The 19,760-nt window shown below is 73.3% G+C and carries 11 protein-coding genes and 1 pseudogene; 10 read left to right on the forward strand and 2 right to left on the reverse strand.

The genetic code is table 11. The features are described 5' to 3' along the window. Nucleotides 1-280: 280 nt before the first annotated feature. The 9 genes and pseudogenes from ABT403_RS15300 to ABT403_RS15340 all read left to right on the forward strand — a co-directional run. Nucleotides 281-4,981: pseudogene (locus tag ABT403_RS15300) on the forward strand (type I polyketide synthase); the annotation flags it as partial. Between the two features lie 31 nt (nt 4,982-5,012). After that, on the forward strand, nt 5,013-10,718 hold the full coding sequence (locus ABT403_RS15305; RefSeq protein ID WP_344152527.1) for a thioester reductase domain-containing protein: 5,706 nt from the start codon (nt 5,013-5,015) through the stop codon (nt 10,716-10,718). Continuing rightward, entirely contained in the window at nt 10,715-12,079 is a 1,365-nt protein-coding gene (locus ABT403_RS15310; RefSeq protein WP_344152530.1) for an FAD-dependent oxidoreductase, read from the forward strand. The genes ABT403_RS15305 and ABT403_RS15310 overlap by 4 nt, the downstream gene beginning before the upstream one ends. Before the next feature lie 168 nt (nt 12,080-12,247). Then, nucleotides 12,248-12,673 (forward strand): YybH family protein, encoded by a 426-nt coding sequence (locus ABT403_RS15315; RefSeq protein ID WP_344152533.1) that lies wholly within the window; start codon nt 12,248-12,250, stop codon nt 12,671-12,673. Between the two features lie 131 nt (nt 12,674-12,804). Further along, nucleotides 12,805-13,698, forward strand: coding sequence for an NAD(P)-dependent oxidoreductase (locus ABT403_RS15320; protein ID WP_344152536.1), 894 nt, complete (start codon nt 12,805-12,807; stop codon nt 13,696-13,698). A gap of 215 nt (nt 13,699-13,913) precedes the next feature. After that, the gene (locus tag ABT403_RS15325) at nt 13,914-15,353 is read left to right on the forward strand and encodes a flavin monoamine oxidase family protein (protein WP_344152539.1); all 1,440 of its coding nucleotides are present in this window, start codon (nt 13,914-13,916) and stop codon (nt 15,351-15,353) included. A gap of 35 nt (nt 15,354-15,388) precedes the next feature. Next, nucleotides 15,389-16,576: a cytochrome P450 gene (locus tag ABT403_RS15330; RefSeq protein WP_344152542.1), complete on the forward strand. Its 1,188-nt coding sequence runs from the start codon at nt 15,389-15,391 to the stop codon at nt 16,574-16,576. Nucleotides 16,577-16,623: 47 nt separating this feature from the next. Then, complete coding sequence (locus ABT403_RS15335; protein ID WP_344152545.1) at nt 16,624-17,391, forward strand: thioesterase II family protein; 768 nt, start codon at nt 16,624-16,626, stop codon at nt 17,389-17,391. A gap of 41 nt (nt 17,392-17,432) precedes the next feature. Then, on the forward strand, nt 17,433-18,164 hold the full coding sequence (locus ABT403_RS15340) for a 4'-phosphopantetheinyl transferase family protein (RefSeq protein ID WP_344152548.1): 732 nt from the start codon (nt 17,433-17,435) through the stop codon (nt 18,162-18,164). Between the two features lie 7 nt (nt 18,165-18,171). Here the strand turns inward: ABT403_RS15340 and ABT403_RS15345 are convergent, their stop codons facing one another. Further along, nucleotides 18,172-19,038 carry a DUF4232 domain-containing protein gene (locus ABT403_RS15345; protein ID WP_344152551.1) on the reverse strand — a complete coding sequence of 289 codons (867 nt, stop codon included), beginning with the start codon at nt 19,036-19,038 and terminating at the stop codon, nt 18,172-18,174. Nucleotides 19,039-19,123: 85 nt separating this feature from the next. Next, nucleotides 19,124-19,390 (reverse strand): DUF6225 family protein, encoded by a 267-nt coding sequence (locus tag ABT403_RS15350; protein ID WP_344152554.1) that lies wholly within the window; start codon nt 19,388-19,390, stop codon nt 19,124-19,126. Between the two features lie 117 nt (nt 19,391-19,507). Between ABT403_RS15350 and ABT403_RS15355 the strand changes: the two genes are divergently transcribed. Continuing rightward, nucleotides 19,508-19,759, forward strand: coding sequence for a DUF6406 domain-containing protein (locus ABT403_RS15355; RefSeq protein WP_344152557.1), 252 nt, complete (start codon nt 19,508-19,510; stop codon nt 19,757-19,759). Nucleotide 19,760: the final 1 nt, after the last annotated feature.

The raw sequence follows: 19,760 nt of genomic DNA on the forward strand, positions 1-19,760 counted from the left end.
GTCGGGTTCCCATTCTCTGAGGGCCTAGTTGCCCGGAACCCTACCGAGGGCCCGTAACGGGACCGTAATCAGACGCTAATCGGCGCATCAGTAACCGGTCACCGGAGCCGTTCTCCGGGTAAAGGACGCCGAGTTACCGCTGCACGGAAACCGCTGTACGAGACTGTGAGGCGATGACGAGTCGTAAGGGAAGTCCTCCGGAAAGGAAAAAGTCCGTGAACCGTAGCGAGGATTCGACGTGAGCACTGACGAGAACCAGCTCCGCCAGTACCTCAAGCGGGCCGTGGCCGACGCCCAGGCAAGCCGCAGGCGGCTGCGCGAGATGGAAGAGAAGGACCGCGAGCCCGTCGCCATCATCGGCATGGCCTGCCGGTACCCCGGCGGCGTGGACTCGCCGGAACGCCTGTGGCAGGTGGTCGCCGACGGCGTGGACGCCGTGAGCACCTTCCCGGAGCACCGCGGCTGGCCCCTGCACCGGCTCTACCACCCCGACCCCGACGCCGTCGGCACCTCGTACACCGACCAGGGCGGATTCCTGCACGACGCGGACCGGTTCGACCCGGAGTTCTTCGGCATGTCGCCGCGGGAGGCCCTGGCCACCGATCCCCAGCAGCGCCTCCTGCTGGAGACGGCCTGGGAGAGCTTCGAACGCGCCGGGATCCCCGCCGACTCCGTCGCCGGCAGCCGGACGGGCGTGTTCATCGGTTCGATGTACCACGACTACGGCTCCCGTCCGTACCTGCCGCCCGAGGAGTTCGAGGGCTACCTGTACAGCGGCAGCGCCGGAAGCGTCGCCTCCGGCCGGCTCTCCTACGTCTTCGGGCTGGAGGGCCCCGCCGTCACCGTCGACACGGCCTGCTCCTCGTCGCTGGTCGCCGTCCACCTCGCGGCGACCGCCCTGCGCCGCGGCGAGTGCGACCTGGCCCTCGCCGGCGGGGTGACCGTGATGTCCACCCCGCAGGCGTTCGTCGAGTTCTCCCGGCTGCGCGGACTCTCGGCCGACGGGCGCTGCAAGTCCTTCGCGGCCTCCGCCGACGGCACCGGCTGGGCCGAGGGCGCGGGCATCCTGCTCGTGGAGCGGCTGTCCGACGCCCTGCGCAACGGGCACGAGGTGCTCGCCGTGATCACCGGTACGGCGACCAACCAGGACGGCGCGAGCAACGGACTCAGCGCCCCCAACGGGCCCGCCCAGGAGCGCGTCATCCGCCAGGCCCTGGCCTCCGCCGGGCTGACCGCCGCCGACGTCGACCTCCTCGAGGCGCACGGCACCGGCACCCCCCTCGGCGACCCGATCGAGGCCAACGCCCTGCTCGCCGCCTACGGCAGGGGACGCCCGGCCGACCGGCCGCTGAGGCTCGGGTCGTTCAAGTCGAACGTCGGGCACACCCAGGCCGCCGCCGGAGTCGGCGGGATCATCAAGACGGTCGAGGCCATCCGCCACGGCGTCATGCCCAAGACCCTGCACGCCGACGAGCCGACCCCCCACGTCGACTGGAGCTCCGGCACGCTCTCCCTGCTCACCGAGGCGCGGGACTGGCCCGAGCTGGACAGGCCGCGGCGGGCCGCGGTGTCCGCCTTCGGCTTCAGCGGCACCAACGCGCACGTCATCGTGGAGCAGGCACCGCAGCAGGCCGCGGAGGAGCCCGCTGCGGAGCCCGCCCCCGCAGGCGTGCGGTCCGCTCCGGTCCTGCCGTTCCCGCTGTCGGCACGGTCCCCGAAGGCCCTGAGCGCGCAGGCCGAGCGGCTCGCCGCGCTGCTCACCGACCGCCCCGGCCTCGGCCTGACCGACCTCTCCTGGTCCCTGGCCGCCACCCGGACGGCCATGCGCCACCGCGCCGTCGTCCTCGCGGGCGACCGCGACGAGCTGCTGAACGGCCTCGCCGCCCTCGCCGACGAGGACTCCGGCACCATCACCGGCACCAAGGACGAGGGCCGGATCGCGTTCATGTTCACCGGCGGCGGAGCCCAGCGCGCCGGAATGGCCCGGGAACTCGTCGAAACCTTCCCGGTGTTCGCCGCGGCCTTCGACGAGGTCTGCACGGCACTGGACGCACACCTGCCGCGCCCGCTGCGCGAGGTGATCGAGTCCGGCGACGAACTGGACCAGATCGACTACACCCTCGCCGCCCTCTTCGCCGTCGGGGTCGCGCTGTTCCGCCTCTTCGAGACGTGGGGCGTCCGCCCCGACTACCTGGTCGGCCACTCGACGGGCGAACTGATCGCCGCCCACCTCGCCGGCGTGCTGTCGCTGCCCGACGCGGCGGTCCTGGTGACCGCCCGGGGGCGGCTGATGCGCTCCCTGCCGGAGGGCGGCGCGATGGTCGCCGTCGAGGCCACCGAGGAGGAGGTCCTCGAGACCCTCGACCCCGACGGCCGCGCCGTGATCGGCACGGTCAACGGCCCGCGCGCGGTCGTCCTCTCCGGCGACGAGGACGCCGTCCACGCCGTCGCGGCGCTCTGGAAGGAGCGCGGCCGGTCCGTCAAGGTGCTGCCGATCCTGCGCGCCTCGCACTCCCCCCGGATGGAGCCGATCCTCGACGAGTTCCGCTCCATCGCCGAACGGCTCACCTTCCACCAGCCCGGGTTCGGGATCGTCTCCACCGTCACCGGCCGGGTCGACCACGGCGACTGGACCACCCCCGAATACTGGGTGCAGCAGATCCGCCGCCCGGTCCGCTTCCTCGACGCGCTCCGGACCCTGGAGGCCGAAGGCGTCACCACCCTCCTCGAACTGGGCCCCGACGGAGTGCTGTCCGCGCTCGCCGCCGCCGGCGTCGACCACGCCGTCGCGGTGCCCGCCATGCGCCGCAAGCAGCCGGAGCCGCGGTCGCTGATGCACGCGCTCGCCGTGCTCCACACCCGGGGCGTTCCGGTCGACTGGGACGCCTTCCACGCGGCGGCTCCGGTGCGCAGGGTCGCCCTGCCGACCTATCCGTTCCAGCGCGACCGGTACTGGCTGGAGCCCTCGGCGGAAGCCGCGGCCGCCGCCGGGGCGCAGACCGGCGGCCCGGAACCGCTCGGTTCGCTCCACGAGATCGCCTGGCTCCCGGACCTCGTCCTCCCCGCCGCCCGGACCGTGCCCTGGGCGCGGCTCGCGGAGTCCGGCGACGCGGCGGACACGGTCCCCTCGTACCGCGGGCTGTCCGCCTTCGGGGAGGCCCTCGACGCCGGAAACGCCGTCCGGGCCCTCGTCGTCCCGCTCGCGGCCGGCCCGGACGGCGACCCGCACCGGCTCACCGGGCAGACCCTGGAGCTGCTGCGCACCTGGCAGGCCGACGAACGCTTCGCCGGCATCCGCCTGGTGCTCGTCACCCGGGGCGCCGTCGCCACGGCGGACACCGAAGCGCCCGATCCGGCAGCCGCCGCCGTCTGGGGCCTCGTACGCTCGGCCCAGTCGGAGACGCCCGACCGGATCCTCCTCGTGGACACGGACGCAGGCCTCGACACGGACGCAGGCCCCGACACCGGCGCCGGCCCCGACACCGGCGCCGGCCTCGACGCGGACGCCGAGCCGGTCCCCGCGGAGGTGCTCGCCGCCCTGCTGGGCGCCGACGAGCCGCAGGCCGCCCTCCGGTCGGGACGGGTCCTCGTCCCCCGGCTCGGCCGGATCCGCCCCTCCACCGCGCAGGACGGGGGCCCGGACGGCCCCGTGTGGAACCGCGAGGGCACCGTCCTCGTCACCGGCGGCACCGGAGTGCTCGGCTCCGCCGTCGCCCGCCACCTCGTCACCCAGCACGGCGTCACGGACCTCCTCCTGGCCGGCCGCAGCGGGCCCGACGCGCCGGGTGCGCAGCACCTGCTGGCCGAGCTGACGGAACTCGGCGCGAGGGTCCGCATCGCCGCCTGCGACGCCGCCGACCGCGAGGCCCTGGCCGCCCTGCTCGACGCGATACCCGCCGACCGGCCGCTCACCGGGGTCGTGCACGCCGCCGGAGTGCTGGACGACGCCCTGCTCCCGACGCTGACGCGGCAGCGGCTGGACACCGTCCTGCGCCCCAAGGCGGACGCCGCCCGCAACCTCCACGAACTCACGCGTGACGCGGACCTGACGGCCTTCGTCCTGTTCTCCTCGACGGTCGGGGTGTTCGGCGGGCCGGGCCAGGCCAACTACGCCGCCGCGAACACCTACCTCGACGGGCTCGCCCAGCACCGCCACGCCCACGGACTGCCCGCCACCTCGCTGGCCTGGGGACCCTGGGACACCGAGGGCGGCGTCAACGCCGCACTGGGCGAGGCGGACCGCGCCCGGTTCCTCCGCGCGGGCTTCGTCGCGACCGGCGTCAAGGAGGGGCTGGAACTCCTGGACACGGGGCTCGCCACGGGCCGGCCCGCGCTGGTCGCCACGGCCTTCGACACCGAGGCCCTGCGCGCGCTCGACCGGGTGCCCCCGCTGCTGCGGTCCCTGGTTCCCGCCGGGGGAGGGAGCACGGACGGCGACACCGAGGTCCCGATGGCCCGGCGGCTGTCCGCGATGAGCGCGGCCGAGCGCACCGACTTCGTCCTCGGCCTGGTCCGCGGCCGGGTGGCCGCGGTCCTGGGCCTGGCCGACCCGGACTCCGTCGACCCCGAACAGCCGTTCAGGGAACTCGGCTTCGACTCGCTGACCGCCGTCGACATGCGCAACCGGCTCAACACCGTCACCGGCGCACGGCTGCCGGCCACCGCGGTGTTCGACCACCCGACGCCGTCGAAGCTCGCCGCCTTCCTGCTCGCCCTCATCGCCCCGGACGAAACACCGCAGCCGAAGCCCGCGCCGCTCGCGGCCCTGGACGAACTGGAGCGGCTGCTCACCACCGAGGAGGCCGGCGGCACCCGCGACGAGATCACCGTACGGCTCCAGACCCTGCTCTCGCGGTGGCTGGAGGCCGGTACGCAACCGGACGACGAGTCCGGCGAGGACCCGGACGACTCCCTCGCCACGGCGTCCACCGACGAACTCCTCGACTTCATCGACCACGAGCTCGGTCGCGCCCCCCACTGACCTCCGACTTCTGGAACAGGTAATTCCCCTCATGGCGGATGAGAAAAAGCTCGCTGACTACTTGAAATGGGTCACCGCGGACCTGCGGAAGGCCCGCCAGCGCATCGCGGAACTGGAATCGGGCCGCACGGAGCCCATCGCCATCGTCGGCATGGCCTGCCGCTACCCGGGCGGCGTGCGGTCGGCCGACGACCTCTGGGAGCTCGTCGCGAACGGCCGGGACGGCATCACCGGCTTCCCCGCCGACCGCGGCTGGGACATCGACGCCCTCTACGATCCCGACCCGGACGTCCCGGGCACCACCTACACACGGGAAGGCGGCTTCCTCGACGGAGCCACCGAATTCGACGCCGACTTCTTCGGCATCTCACCGCGCGAGGCGCTCTCGATGGATCCCCAGCAGCGGGTGCTGCTGGAGACCGCCTGGGAAACCTTCGAGCACGCCAGGATCGACCCGACCTCCCTCAAGGGCCACGGCGTCGGCGTCTTCGTCGGAGCCGTGGAGCAGTCCTACCTGGGGCTGGCCGGCCCGGAGGAGTTCGAGGGCTACCTCCTGACGGGCAAGCTCGGCAGCGTCGTCTCCGGCCGGCTCTCGTACTCCTTCGGCTTCGAGGGCCCCTCCATGACCGTGGACACGGCATGCTCCTCGTCCCTGGTCGCCATGCACCTCGCGGCCCAGTCGCTGCGCACCGGGGAATCGTCCCTCGCCCTCGCCGGCGGTGTCACCGTCGCCGGCACCCCCGGCGGGTTCGTCGACTTCTCCCGGCAGCGGGGGCTGGCGCCCGACGGCCGGTGCAAGTCCTTCGCCGCCGCCGCCGACGGCACCAGCTGGTCGGAGGGCGTCGGACTCGTCCTGCTCGAACGCCTCGGCGACGCCGTGCGCAACGGACACCGGGTGCTGGCCGTCCTCAGGTCCTCGGCCGTCAACTCCGACGGAGCCTCGAACGGGCTCACGGCCCCCAGCGGCCCGTCGCAGGAGCGGGTCATCCGCAGCGCCCTCACCGGCGCCCGGCTCGACCCCGCCGACGTGGACGTCGTCGAGGCCCACGGCACCGGCACCCGGCTCGGAGACCCCATCGAGGCACAGGCGCTGCTGGCCACCTACGGCGCCGCGCACACCCCCGAACACCCCCTGTTCCTCGGCTCGCTGAAGTCCAACATCGGGCATTCGGTGGCGGCCGCCGGTGTGGGCGGGGTCATCAAGATGGTCCAGGCACTGCGGCACGCCGCCCTGCCCCGGACCCTGCACGTCGACGAGCCGACCCCGCTCGTCGACTGGGACGCGGGCGCGGTCGAGCTGCTCACCGCGCACCGCCCCTGGCCGCAGACCGGCCGGCCCCGCCGGGCCGCCGTGTCCTCGTTCGGGGTCAGCGGAACCAACGCGCACCTGATCCTGGAGCAGGCACCCGGACAGGAGGAGGCCCCCGCCCGGGACACCGTCCCCGTGCCCGCCCCCGCGCGGGACGCCGTCCTCCCCGTGCCCGCCCCCGCGCCGCTGCCGGTACCCCTGTCCGCCAGGAGCGGCCGGGCCCTCGCCGCCCAGGCGCACCGCCTCATGACCTTCCTCGACGACCGCCCGGACCTGCCCGTCGAAGACCTCGCCTACTCGGCGGCCACCACCCGGGCCGCGCTGCCGTACCGGGCCGTGGTGGTCGGCTCCGACGCCGAGTCGCTGCGTGCCGCTCTGCGCCCGCTGGCCGAGGGCGGGGCCCGGACCGGTGCCGCCGCCCCGGCCAAGGGCAGGCTCGCGATGCTCTTCACCGGCCAGGGGGCCCAGCGCGCCGCCATGGGCCGCCGCCTGTACGAGGCGTTCCCGGCGTACGCCGAGGCGTTCGACGCGGTCCGCGCCGCGCTCGACCCGCACCTCGACGTCCCCCTCGACGACGCGCTGGACGACGAGGCCCTGCTGAACGAGACCGGGAACGCCCAGCCCGCGCTGTTCGCGCTGGAGGTCGCCCTGTACCGGCTCTACGAGAGCTGGGGCATCACCCCGGACTTCGTCGCGGGCCACTCCGTAGGCGAGCTGTCCGCGGCCCACGTGGCCGGAGTGCTGACGCTGCCCGACGCGGCCGCCGTGGTCGCCGCCCGCGGCCGGCTCATGCAGGCCCTGCCCCCGGGCGGAGCGATGGCCGCCCTCCAGGCCGGTGAGGCGGAGATCGCGCCGCTGCTGGACCGGCCCGACGGGGCCGTGGCCATCGCCGCGGTCAACGGCCCCATGGCGACGGTGGTGTCCGGCGACGCCGACGCCGTCGCGGAGATCACCGACACCGTCCGGTCCTGGGGACGGCGCGCCAAGCGGCTCACGGTCAGCCACGCCTTCCACTCCCCGCACATGGATCCGATGCTCGACGAGTTCGGCCGGGTGCTGCGGAAGGTCACCCTCAACCCGCCGGCCGTACCCCTCGTGTCCTCCCTCACCGGCCGGCCCGCCACCGAGGAGCAGCTCCGCTCCCCGGAGTACTGGGTCGACCAGGTGCGCCACCCGGTCCGCTTCCACGACGCGGCCCGCACGCTCGCCGGCCACGAGGTCACCGTCACCCTGGAGATCGGCCCCGCCGCGGTGCTGTCGGCCTTCGTCGCCGAAGGCACCCCGGTCACCCCGGTGCCCGCCCTGCGCACCGGCCGGGACGAGGCGCGGGAGGTGCTCACGGCACTCGGCGGGCTGTGGTCCGCCGGGATCCCGGTCGACTGGCACGCGGTGTTCGCCCGCTCCGGCGCGCGCCCGCTGGACCTGCCCACCTACCCGTTCCAGCGGGAGCGGTACTGGCTGGAGTCCGCTCCCGCCGCTCCCGTCGCGGCCCCGCCGGCCGCCCGGGACTCGGTGTTCCACGTCGGCTGGTCCCGGACCGACCCGGTCGCACCCGCCGTCCCGCCCGTGACGGCGGTCCTGGGCCTCGCCGGAGCCGACGGCCCCGGCCTGCGGGAGGCGGCCCCGGGCGAACCCTTCGCCGACGTGGCGCAGGCCCTGGCGGCCCTGGGCCCGGAGGCCCGGTACGACGCCCTGCTGGTCCCCCTGGTGTTCTCCCCCGGCGGAGACGTGCCCCAGCGGGCCCAGGAGACGGCACAGCGGGTGCTCACCCTGGTGCGCTCATGGCTGGCCGACGAACGGACCGTAGACGTCCCCCTCGTCGCCGTCACCCGCCGGGCCGTGGCCGCGGACGGCTCCGGAACCGACGTGTCGGACCTGGTCGCCGCACCCCTGTGGGGTCTGCTGCGCTCGGCCCAGTCCGAGGCACCCGGCCGGATCGTGCTCGTCGACGTGGACGAGGACCCCCGCTCGTGGGCGGCCCTGCCGGCCGTCCTGGCGTCCGGACGCCCGCAGGCGGCCCTCCGGTCGGGCGAGATGCTCGTCCCCGGCATCGCCGACCTCCCCGAGCTCTCTGACCTCCCCGACCTCCCCGATCTCCCGGGGGACGGAGGGGGCAGCGGCGGTGTCCGGTGGCGAACCGACGGGACCGTCCTCATCACCGGCGGCACCGGGGCCCTCGGCGGCCTCTTCGCCCGCCACCTGGTCCGCGCCCACGGAGTCTCCCGGCTCCTGCTGGTCAGCCGCCGGGGTCCGCAGGCCGCGGGCGCGGCCGCACTGGTCGCCGAACTCACCGCACTGGGAGCCGACGTCCACCTCGCCGCCTGCGACCTCGCCGACCGGGACGCCCTCGCCGGCCTGCTGCGGACCATTCCCGAGGCGCACCCGCTGACCGCCGTCGTCCATGCCGCGGGCGTGCTCGACGACGGGATGATCCGGGACCTGACGCCCGACCGGCTGGCCGCCGTCATGCGGCCCAAGGTGCACGCCGCCTGGCACCTGCACGAACTCACCCGGGACCGCGACCTGGACGCCTTCGTCCTGTTCTCGTCCGTCGCGGGCGTCATCGGCGGCACCGGCCAGGCCAACTACGCCGCCGCCAACACCTTCCTCGACGCACTGGCCGCGTACCGGGCCGGCCTGGGCCTGCCCGCGACCTCGCTGGCCTGGGGCCTGTGGGCGCACGAGCACGGCATGAGCGGGCACCTGACCCGCGCCGAACTCAAGCGGATCGCCCGCTCCGGCCTCCTCACCATCACCGAGGAGACCGGACCGGAGCTGCTGGACCTGGCACTCCGCGCCGGCCCGCCGGCCCTGGTGGTCACCCCCGTCGACCGGCACGCGCTGCGCGGCAACCTGCGCAGGGCGCCGCTCCTGCTGCGGGGCCTCGTCCAGGACCCGGCGGCCGGGGACGGGCCCGAGGCAGGGGCCGAACTCCGGCCGGACCGGCTCGCGGGGCTGTCACAGGAGCACCGCGCGGAACTCGTGTCGGAGTTCGTGCGCCGCGAGGTGGGCCTCGTACTCGGCCACTCCGCGTCGGCACCGGTCGACGGGCACCGGCGCTTCTCCGACCTCGGGTTCGATTCGCTCACCTCGGTCGAGCTGCGCAACCGGCTGAGCGACGCCACCGGTCTGAGGCTGCCGCCCTCGCTCGTCTTCGAACACCCCACCCCGGCACGGCTGGTGGAGCATCTGGCCGCCTTGCTGTCCGCGGCGGGACCGGACGCCGCCGTCGGCGTCGACCTCGCCGCCGAGGTGCGCCTCGACGCGGACGTCCGGGCGGCGGACGAGGTCAGCCGGGTGGCCGCCGACCCCCGGGAGGTCCTGCTCACCGGCGCCACCGGGTTCCTCGGGGCCTTCCTGCTCCGCGACCTGATGCGGTCCACCCGGGCCACCGTGCACTGCCTGGTGCGGGGTTCCGACGAGGCCGAGGCGCTCCGCCGGCTGGAGGCGAACCTGGAGTGGTACCAGGTCCGCGACGCCATCGACCCGGACCGGCTCCGCGTCGTCGTCGGTGACCTGGAGGCACCCCGACTGGGCCTGTCGGACGAGACGTTCGACGCCCTCGCCCGCCGCGTCGACGTGGTCTACCACGCCGGAGCCACGGTCAGCTGGGTGCGCCCCTACGCCGAACTCGCCGCCGGCAACGTGGGCGGCACCCGGGAGATCCTGCGGCTCGCCGCGGCCCACCGGACCGTTCCGGTGCACTACGTGTCCACCACGGGCGTGTTCCCGGCCCCCGGCCCCGGTGCCGGGCCCGCCGCCGTGACGGATCCGACGGGCCCGGGGCACCTGCTGCACAACGGGTACCTCCAGAGCAAGTGGGTGGCCGAGCAGGTCATCGCCCTCGGCAGGAGCCGCGGACTGCCGGTGTCGGTCTACCGGGTGGACGTCGTGAGCGGCGACCGCGAGACCGGCGCCTGCCAGACCAAGGACTTCGTCTGGCTGAGCCTCAAGGGCCTGCTGGAGTCCGGAGCGGTGCCCGACGGCCTCGCCGGGGTCCTGCACATGGTCCCGGTGGACTACGTCAGCGGAGCGATCACCCACCTCGCCACGCGCGAGGACTGCGCCGACCGGGTCTTCCACCTCTACAACCGGCAGGACCAGACCTTCACCGAGTTCGTCGGCCACCTCCGCTCCTTCGGGTACGAACTGCCGGAGCTGGGCTGGGCCGACTGGTCGGCCCGGGTCCGCCGGGACCGGAGGAACGCCGTCGTCCCGCTGCTGGACTCCTTCGAGGGGATGAACGCCGGCAGCGGTACCACCACCTACCCGCCCATCGACGTCTCGGACACCGAACGTGCCCTGCACGGCACCGGCATCACCTGCCCGCCGGTCGACCGGGACCTCTTCGAAAAGTACGTGAACTTCTTCGTCCGCGCGGGCTGGTTCCCGTCTCGCGGACCCGCCCAGGAAGAACAGAAAGGGTGACCGACACCGTGGAGAACGCCGATCGTGAACGTGTGATCGTGCTCGGTGCGAGCATGACGGGCCTGCTGGCCGCGCACGTACTGGCGGACCGGTACGCCGACGTCGTGGTGATCGACCGGGACGACCTGCAGGGAGACGACTGCGGCCGGGCGCACAACGAGCCCCGGCGGGGCGTCCCGCACGGCGGACACCTGCACAACCTGCTGGCCGCGGGGCTGCTCGCGCTGGAAGACCTCCTCCCCGGCATGACCGAGGAGCTCGTCTCCGCCGGCGCGGTGGCCGGCGACGGTACGGCCGGCGTCCGGTGGGTCGTCAACGGCACCCGGATGCCCACACCGCACTCGGGCCTGCCCCTGCTGTCGGTGAGCCGGCCGCACCTGGAGCGCAGGGTCCGCCGCCGGGTGCGGGCTCTGCCGAACGTGACCTTCCTCGAACGCACCGAGATAGCGGAACCCCTGACCTCGGCCGACCGGTCCACCGTCGTCGGCGTCCGCGTCCTGCAGGGAGGCACCCACCGGGACCTGACCGCGAACCTGGTCGTCGACGCGACGGGCCGGCGGACCCGCACCCCCGCGTGGCTCGCGGAACTCGGCTACCCCGCCGTCGAGGAGGAACAGCTCACCGTCAACGTCGGCTACACCACCCAGTACTACCGGCTCTCGGCGGACCGGATGCCCGGCGAGGTCTCCATCGACGTCGGCGGCTCCGCCACCGTACCGAGGGGTGCGCTCTGCGCCAGGATCGAGGACGGCCGTGCCGTGGTCACCGGCTACGGCATGGCGGGCGAGTACCCTCCCCGCGACACCGCCGGATTCCACGACTTCCTCAAGTCGCTGGCCGCCACCGACATCTACGACACGGTCCACGACCAGGAGACGATCGGTGAGCCGCTGTCGTACCGCTTCCCGGCGAACCTGCGCCGCCGGTACGAGCGGATGGAGTCGTTCCCCGACGGGCTGCTCGTCCTGGGCGACGCCGTGTGCAGCTTCAACCCCGTCTACGGCCAGGGCATGACGGTGGCGGCACTGGGCGCCACCGTGCTGCGGGACCACGTGTCGCGGCCCGGGCCGGTGGACCCGAAGGCGTACCTCGCCGACCTCGCGGCCAAGGCCGTCGACCACGTGTGGGAGCTGACCACCGGCGCCGACCGGGCCTTTCCCGGCATCGGTGGCGAGCCGACCGCCGAGCAACTGGCCGAGTACGCCTACCTGGACCGGTTGCTGGACGCCGCCTCGCGGGACGGGGACCTGCTCGTCGCCTACGCCCGCGTCGCGTTCCTCCTCGACCCCGCGGCGGCGCTGGCCGCCCCGGAGATCCAGGAAGCGGTCGAGCGGGCCTCGGGCCTCGAGGCCCGGCCGTAGCGGACGGCTTCCGCCCGGCCGTTCCCGGGCGGTCTTTCGCCGGTAATCGCGGCCCGGCATCCCGAAGGTGCCCGCGATTACCGGCAGGAGACCGGATCGGGGAGTGCCCGCTGATAGCGTCCGGATCAATGTCCGGATGCCACGGAAAACGAATGGAGAAACGGCGTCGTGAGTGAAATCCAGTACACGCTGGTGGCTGATATCGAGAAGCATCAGGAAGCGTTCGGAATAGCCTTCAACTCCGGTGACGCGGATGCGGTCAACGCGATGTACACCGACGACGCGGTCGGAATGTGGGAGCCCGGCTTCCCGGTCTACGGGCAGGCCCGCCGGGATTACGTGGTGGAGTTCCTGGCGAAGCGCAAGCCCTCCGTGGAGGCGACCGTCCGCCAGCAGCTGGTCGTCGGGGACACCGCGATGCTGATCGTCGAGTGGCAGATGGAGGCGCTCGACGAGAACGGCGAACCCGAGCACCTGGAAGGCGTCGCGGTCGACGTGCTGCGCCAGGGCGAGGACGGCTACTGGCGTTACGTCGTCGACAACCCGTACGGCGTCAGCGGCCCGTGGGACGCCGAGAGCGAGCCGCAGGGCTGACCCGAAGACGCGGGTACGGGAGCCGGCCGCACACGGCCCCGTACCCGCCCCCCCCCCGCAACGCGCCCACCACGCGCCCCTCACCACCAAGCATCGCGGCCCGCGCCGCACGAAGACATGGAGAAACCCCTGTGACCACCTTCGCCCCCTCCGCCTCCCCGGTCACGGTCGTCGGACTGGGTCTGATGGGCCAGGCCCTCGCCTCGGCCTTCCTGGCCAAGGGCCACCCCACGACCGTCTGGAACCGCTCGGCGGGCAAGGCCGGCGAGCTCGTCGAAGCCGGCGCCGTCCTCGCGGACTCGGTCGAGAGCGCCGTCGAGGCGAGCCCGCTCGTCGTGGTGTGCGTCTCGGACTACGACGCCGTGCACGGGCTGCTCGACCCGGTCGGCGCCTCGCTGGCCGGCCGCACCCTGGTCAACCTGACCACGGCGAGCTCCACCCAGGCCCGGGAGACCGCCGCGTGGGCGGCCGGGCTCGGCGCCGACTACGTGGACGGCGCCATCCTGGCGCTGCCCCAGGCCATCGGCACCGCCGAGGCCACCCTGCTGTACGCCGGCCCGAAGAGCGCCTTCGAGAAGCACCAGGCCACCCTCCAGGCCCTCGGCGAGACCGGCACCGTCTACCTCGACGAGGACCACGGACTGTCCGCCCTCTACGACATGTCCGTGCTGAGCATCATGTGGGGCGTCCTCAACAGCTTCCTGCACGCCGCCGCGCTGCTGGCCACGGCCAACGTCAAGGCCACGGTGTTCGCGGAGATGGCCACCACCGCGATCAACGTGACCGCGGACTACGTCTCCGCGTACGCGCAGCAGATCGACGAGGAGAAGTTCCCGGCCACCGACGCCACCGTCAACGTCCACGTCGGCGGCATGCGGCATCTGCTCGAGGAGAGCGAGGCGCTCGGCGTCAGCACCGACCTGCCGCGCTTCTTCCTGGAGCTCGCCCAGCGCGCCGTGTCCGACGGGCACGCCGAGGACAGCTACGCGGCGCTGATCAAGCAGTTCCGCGGCCGGGCCGCCTGACCTTTTCCGGATCGCCCGGGAGCAGCGACGGGAAACCGGGGCGGGCGCCTTTGCCCGTCCGGTTTCCCCGGCCTGCCCGAATTCCACGCAGACACCACGCGGTTTCTTTGCCCAACCATACGGGGGAATTCATTGTGATCGACCGTCACGGCAGAACGCGCACGGCCGCGTCCCGCGCTTCCTTTTCGCGGAGGAACGTGCTGAGAGCGGGCGGCATGGCCATCGCGGGAACCGCGCTCGGCGCCGGTTTTCCGGGAATGGCCGAGGCCGTCGAGGGTGATGTCACCACCCGCACCGTCTATGACACGATCGTGGTCGGAGCCGGCCTGGCCGGACTCACCGCGGCCCGCGAACTCCGGAAGAAGGGCCATCGGGTCCTCGTCCTGGAGGCGCGCGACCGCATCGGCGGACGTACCTGGACCGACCGGTTCAACAGCTGGGAGATCGAGCGCGGCGGCGCGTGGGTGGACCCGTTGCAGCCCCACGTCTGGCGCGAGATATCCCGCTACAACCTGGCGATCGTGGCCGACCAGGGCCCCGAGCGCGTGCTCATGCCCACCCCCAACGGGTTCGCGGAGACGGACCCGGTCACGGCCTACACCCGCCAGGGCGAGCTGTTCACCCCGTTCTTCGAAGGTGCGCGCGACTACTTCCCCAAGCCCTACGCGCCGTTCACCCGCGAGGACCTGATCACGCCGCTCGACGGCCTCTCCCTGCGCGACCGGCTGAACCAGCTGAAGCTCTCGCCGGCGGACGAGATGCGGATGACCGGCACCACCGGCCTGTACGGCTCGCCGAGCTCGCGCGGCTCGATGCTCCAGCTCGCCCAGTGGTGGGCACTGGCCGGCTGGAACTACACCGGCTTCTCCGGCGTCAACACCTACCGCCTGGCGCGGGGCACCATCGCGCTCGCCGACGCGATCCTGGCGGACGGCCGCCCGGACCTCAAACTGGGCTCCCCGGTCGCCTCCGTCACCCAGCAGAGCGGCCGGGTCAAGGTGGTCACCCGGGCGGGGGCCGCCTACACCGCGACCGAGGTGATCATGGCGGTGCCGGTCAACGTCTGGAAGGACATCACCTTCAGCCCGGCGCTGCCGCAGCCCCACCGGGACGCCACCACCGAGGGCTACGGAGTGCCCCGCCAGCGGAAGCTCTTCCTGGACCTGGCCGCCCCCGCCGACCGGTTCATCGCCGAGGCACCCGAGGGCTCGCCGTTCGTCATCATGGGCCGCCTGAACGACGACGCGCCGGTCGTCGCCTTCTCCGTCGACGCCACTCTCGACGTCAGCAGCCGCGCCCAGGTCGAGGCCGCCGTGCGGAAGATCCTTCCGTCGGCGACGCTGCGGGACTACACCGTGACGGACTGGGAAGCCGCCGAATTCTCCCGGGGCGGGCCCGCCTACCGCCGGCCCCACCAGCTCACCCGCCTGCACAAGGCCATCAACCGGCCCTTCGGACCGGTGAGGTTCTGCGCGGACGACCTCGCGCTCGGCTGGATCGGGTACATGGACGGCGCCATCGAGTCGGGGCTGCGCGCCGCCGGTTCGCCGACGCTGTCGCCGACGCCCGGCGAGGCACAGAAGCAGGCCGACGCCGCGCGCGTGGCCCTGCCCGCGGTCGACCGCAGGATCCACCGGACCCTCTTCGGCCTGTGACGACAACCCAGCGGCACTCAGATCAGGGGGCAATCATGCCGGCACTCGAGAAATCCGCGACCGAACCCGTGGACGCGCTGTTCGCCTGGTTCCGCGACATGCAGGGACAGCACGCGGTCCACCACGACGACGAGTACGGCTGGCAGCTGTTCCGCCACGCCGACATCACGCGGGTCCTCACCGACCCGAAGACCTTCTCCTCGGACACCGTACGGCTGTTCAACGAACCCCAGCCGGACCTCGACCTGTTCCTCACGGGGAACCTGGTCACCAACGACCCGCCCCATCACCGCCGGCTCCGCCGGGCCATCAACCAGTCCTTCACCCCGCGAGCGGTGGCCGGTCTCGCGGAGCGGATCACCCGCACCACCGAGTCCCTCCTCGACGGGCTGTCCGGAGCGGACACCTTCGACCTGATCGACGCCGTGGCCTACCCGCTGCCGATCATCGTCGTCGCGGAGATGCTCGGGCTGCCGCCGGAGGACGTGCCGATGTACCGGGCATGGGGTGACGCGCTGGGCGCGCTCGACGCGGCGACCGTGCCGCCGAAGGTGATGGAGTCCGAAGTCGCCCCGGCCATCCGGGAGATGAACGAGTACATCCTGAGCCACGTGCACCGGCGGCGGCGCGACCCGGCCGACGACATGCTCACCGGGCTGGCCCATGCCAGTGTGGACGGCGAGCCGCTGCGGGACGAGGACCTGCTGGGCCTGGTCGGCCTCACCCTCTTCGCCGGCCACGCCGCCTCCATGGCGATGATCGGCAACGCCGTCCTCACCTTCGACCGGCACCCCGAGGTGCTGGCCGCCGTGCGGGCGGACCGGAGCCTCGTGCCCGGCGCCGTCGAAGAGCTGATGCGGCTGTACCCGCCCTTCTCCCGGATGGCGCGGGTGACCACGGCCGAGACCGAGATCCGCGGGCAGCGGATCGGTAAGGACGAGCTGGTCACCCTGTGGATCGGAGCGGCCAACCGGGACACGGAACGGTTCACGGACCCCGACCGGTTCGACATCCACCGCGACACGGGCGGCCACATCGCCTTCGGACAGGGCATCCACTTCTGCCTGGGCGCCCCGCTGGCCCGCCTGGAGGTCGGCATCGCGCTCAACGCGCTGTTCGACCGCTTCGAGCACATCGCCGTGGACCACGCGGCCGGCGTCGAGTTCGAGAACCCGATGCAGATCATCTGCCCCCGCCGGCTGCCGGTCCGGGTGTCCGGCTGACACCGGCCCGGGCGCCGTCCGGCAGCCTGACGAAAGGCCCCTCTCCCATGACCGACTCCTCCTTCCCTGAGGACCTCTGGCTCAGGAACTTCCATCCGACGCCCGGTGCCCCCGTACGGCTGGCCTGCTTCCCGCACGCCGGCGGGTCGGCCAGCTTCTACTTCCCCATGGCGCACGCCCTGTCCCCCGACGCCGACGTCCTGGCGGTCCAGTACCCCGGCCGCCAGGACCGGCGCTCGGAGCCGGTCGTCACCGACATCACCGTCCTCGCCGACCACGTCGCGGACCGGCTGGCGGCCGGGGCCGACGGCCGGCCCCTGGCCCTGTTCGGGCACAGCATGGGATCGCTCGTCGCGTTCGAGGTCGCGGACCGCCTCCAGGCCGCCGGCACCCCCGTTTCCGCCCTCATCGTCTCCGGCCGCCGCGCCCCCCACCTCCACCGCCCGGACGACATCCGCAACCGGTCGGACGACGGCGTCGTGGCGGAACTGCGCGAACTCAGCGGCACCGATGCCGGGCTGCTGGGGGACGAGGAGATCATCCGCATGATCCTGCCCGCCGTCCGCGGTGACTACCAGGCCGTGGAAACGTATCTGCGGGCCACCCCCGCCCGCCTGACCTGCCCCGTCCTGGCCCTCGTGGGAGACAGCGACCCCCGTGTCGCCATCGACGACGTACGAGGCTGGGCCGACCACACCACCGCCGGATTCGACCTGCGGATCCTGCCCGGCGGCCACTTCTACCTGGTCCCGGAACGGGCTGCGGTGGAGGAAGCGGTCAGGGAACGCCTGGGCACCCTGCCCGTGGCCGGCTGACGGCGGGCACGCGTGGCCCACCGGACACCCACGGACATCACATGATCGAGGAACTGCTGCCGGCCGCCGTCGCCACCCGGGAATCCTTCGGCCACCTGCCCGAGTCGGAGCTGTACGCGGAGGAACGGGAGCTCGTCGCCGCCAGCGTGGAGCAGCGCCGCCGCGAGTTCACCACCGTACGGGGCTGCGCCCGCCGGGCCCTTGCCGCACTCGGGGTCCCGCCCGCCCCCATCCTGCCGGACCGCCGGGGCGCGCCCCGCTGGCCCGACGGGATCGTCGGCAGCATGACCCACTCCACCGGCTACCAGGCGGCCGCCGTGGCCCGCAGGCACGACACGGTGTCGATCGGCATCGACGCGGAACCCAACGAGCCCCTTCCCTCGGCCGGAACGCTGGCCCTCGTCACGCTGCCCGAGGAACGGCGCTGGCTGTCCCGCCGGCAGGTCCTGAGGCCGGACGTCTGCTGGGACCGGCTGCTCTTCAGCGCGAAGGAGAGCGTCTACAAGGCGTGGTTCCCGATCACGGGCACCTGGCTCGACTTCGAGGACGCACTGGTCACCGTGGACCCGGACCGGGGCACCTTCCACGCCCGCCTGCTGGTGCCCGGCCCCCTGGCCGACGGCGTCCGGCTGACCGGGTTCAGCGGCCGCTGGATGGCCCGCCGGGGCATGCTGCTCACGGCGATCGCCCTCCCGGCCCGGGCCCGGGTGCGCCACACCCCGGCGCGCCACGGCCTCGGCACCGCCCACAGGGCACTGATGGGGAGCGGATAGCCAGGCCCTACCTGGTCGGGCGCGTCCAGGCGCGGACGGCCAGGAGGCCGGTGGTGCCGAGGTCGAGGTGCGGTGTCACGGTCACCGGGTCGGCGCCCTCCTTCGCCCGCACCCGGACGTGCGGGACGTTGACCGGGTCCCCGGATTCCGTGGTGTTGCGCCACATGAGGCCGGAGAGGGCGCTCTCGCCCGGCTTCAGGACCAGGGGCCGGGCCGGGTCGTCGAATCCGGTGCCGGTCGTGATGCCGCCGCTGCCCCGCACGATGCGGATCCCCCGCACGGGTGACAGGTCGCCGTCCAGGAGTTCCAGCTGCGGGTAGCCGTCGAGTGCGTAGTCGGTCTTCCCGCAGTTCTCCAGACGGAGTCCGACCACGCGCAGCCCCATCGCGGCGTCGCCGTCGTCGGCGGTGACGCGGACGCCGGAGGGCGGGCACGCGCCCGCCTCGGGCGGTGCCTCGGCGGCGGGCACCTTGGTCACCCGGGAGACCTTGACGCGGGTCACCCGCGACGACCCCGGGCCGGGCGCCCCCAGCCGGACCGTGCCGCGCACGGTGGCGCCGGGGCCGACCGCGCGTAGGGTCGCGGTGGTGTTGCCCATCACCTCGCCGGCGTCGGTGGTGAAGTCGAACAGGATCGTGTACGCCAACGCCCCGGTGCCGCCGTTGGTGACCTCGTAGGCGGCCGATATCCCGGAGTCGCCGGCCGGCATCGGATCGGCGCGGCCGCCCGGTCCACCGGAGCCGGAGGGGACGGTCACCGAGGTGATCCGGACCCCGTCGGCGGGCGGCGCGGCGGGTGCGGACGCCGGGGCACCGCATCCCGCGAGCAGGAGGAGGACGGTGAGGGCCGGCAGGAGGCGCTGGGGTGGACGCATGGGCCCACCCCATCAAGGGCGTCGGGACCGGGCCGTGGCGCACGCCACAGTTCCCGTCACAGACGTGTCACGGTCCCCGGCGTCGTCAGTCGACGTCGAGGTGGTAGGCGCCCGCCCGGGCGTCCGCGAACAACGTGAACTGGACGTGGGGCGGCCCGTCGACGCCGTCGGCGTCGCTATCCACCTCGACGGGCTCGGCGTCCACCAGGACGTACTCCCCGTACCCGTCGAAGTCACCCGGCCCGTCAGCGACCCCGACGTGGATCGGTGTCTCGTCGGGCAGATCCGCGAGAGCTTCACGCAGCCGCGCGGCGGTCCATACCTGCGGGGCGTGCTCGAACATGTCAGCCATGTACAGAAGCTAGAACCACCCCCGCCCGAACCGTGGTTCGCCGCGCCGTGTCTTGTGGGTGGTGGTACGGAAGAGGCCCCTGGGGAAGTCCGGGGCGGCTCGGATAGGATAAGAGAAATGATCAACGAAGTGAGGCTCTGGCACGGAACGGCCGGAGAGTCGGACGACGCCCGGTTCGCGGTGATTCACGTCTATGCCCCGCCCGGTGAGCCTCTCACCGTCCGCCTCGCCGTCGCTGCCGACGGGGAGCAGAAGTACACGCTGGGCGTCGGGGACGTCTTTCCGGTGCGCGACGAGACCTGGACCCTTGACCGCGTGGACGGGCCCGGGAGCGACGACTGGGTCGTCATCCTGCGCAAGGTCCTCTGAC

It is taken from the genome of Streptomyces sp. NPDC000075 (assembly GCF_040301925.1).
Classification (GTDB): Bacteria; Actinomycetota; Actinomycetes; order Streptomycetales; family Streptomycetaceae; genus Streptomyces; species Streptomyces polychromogenes.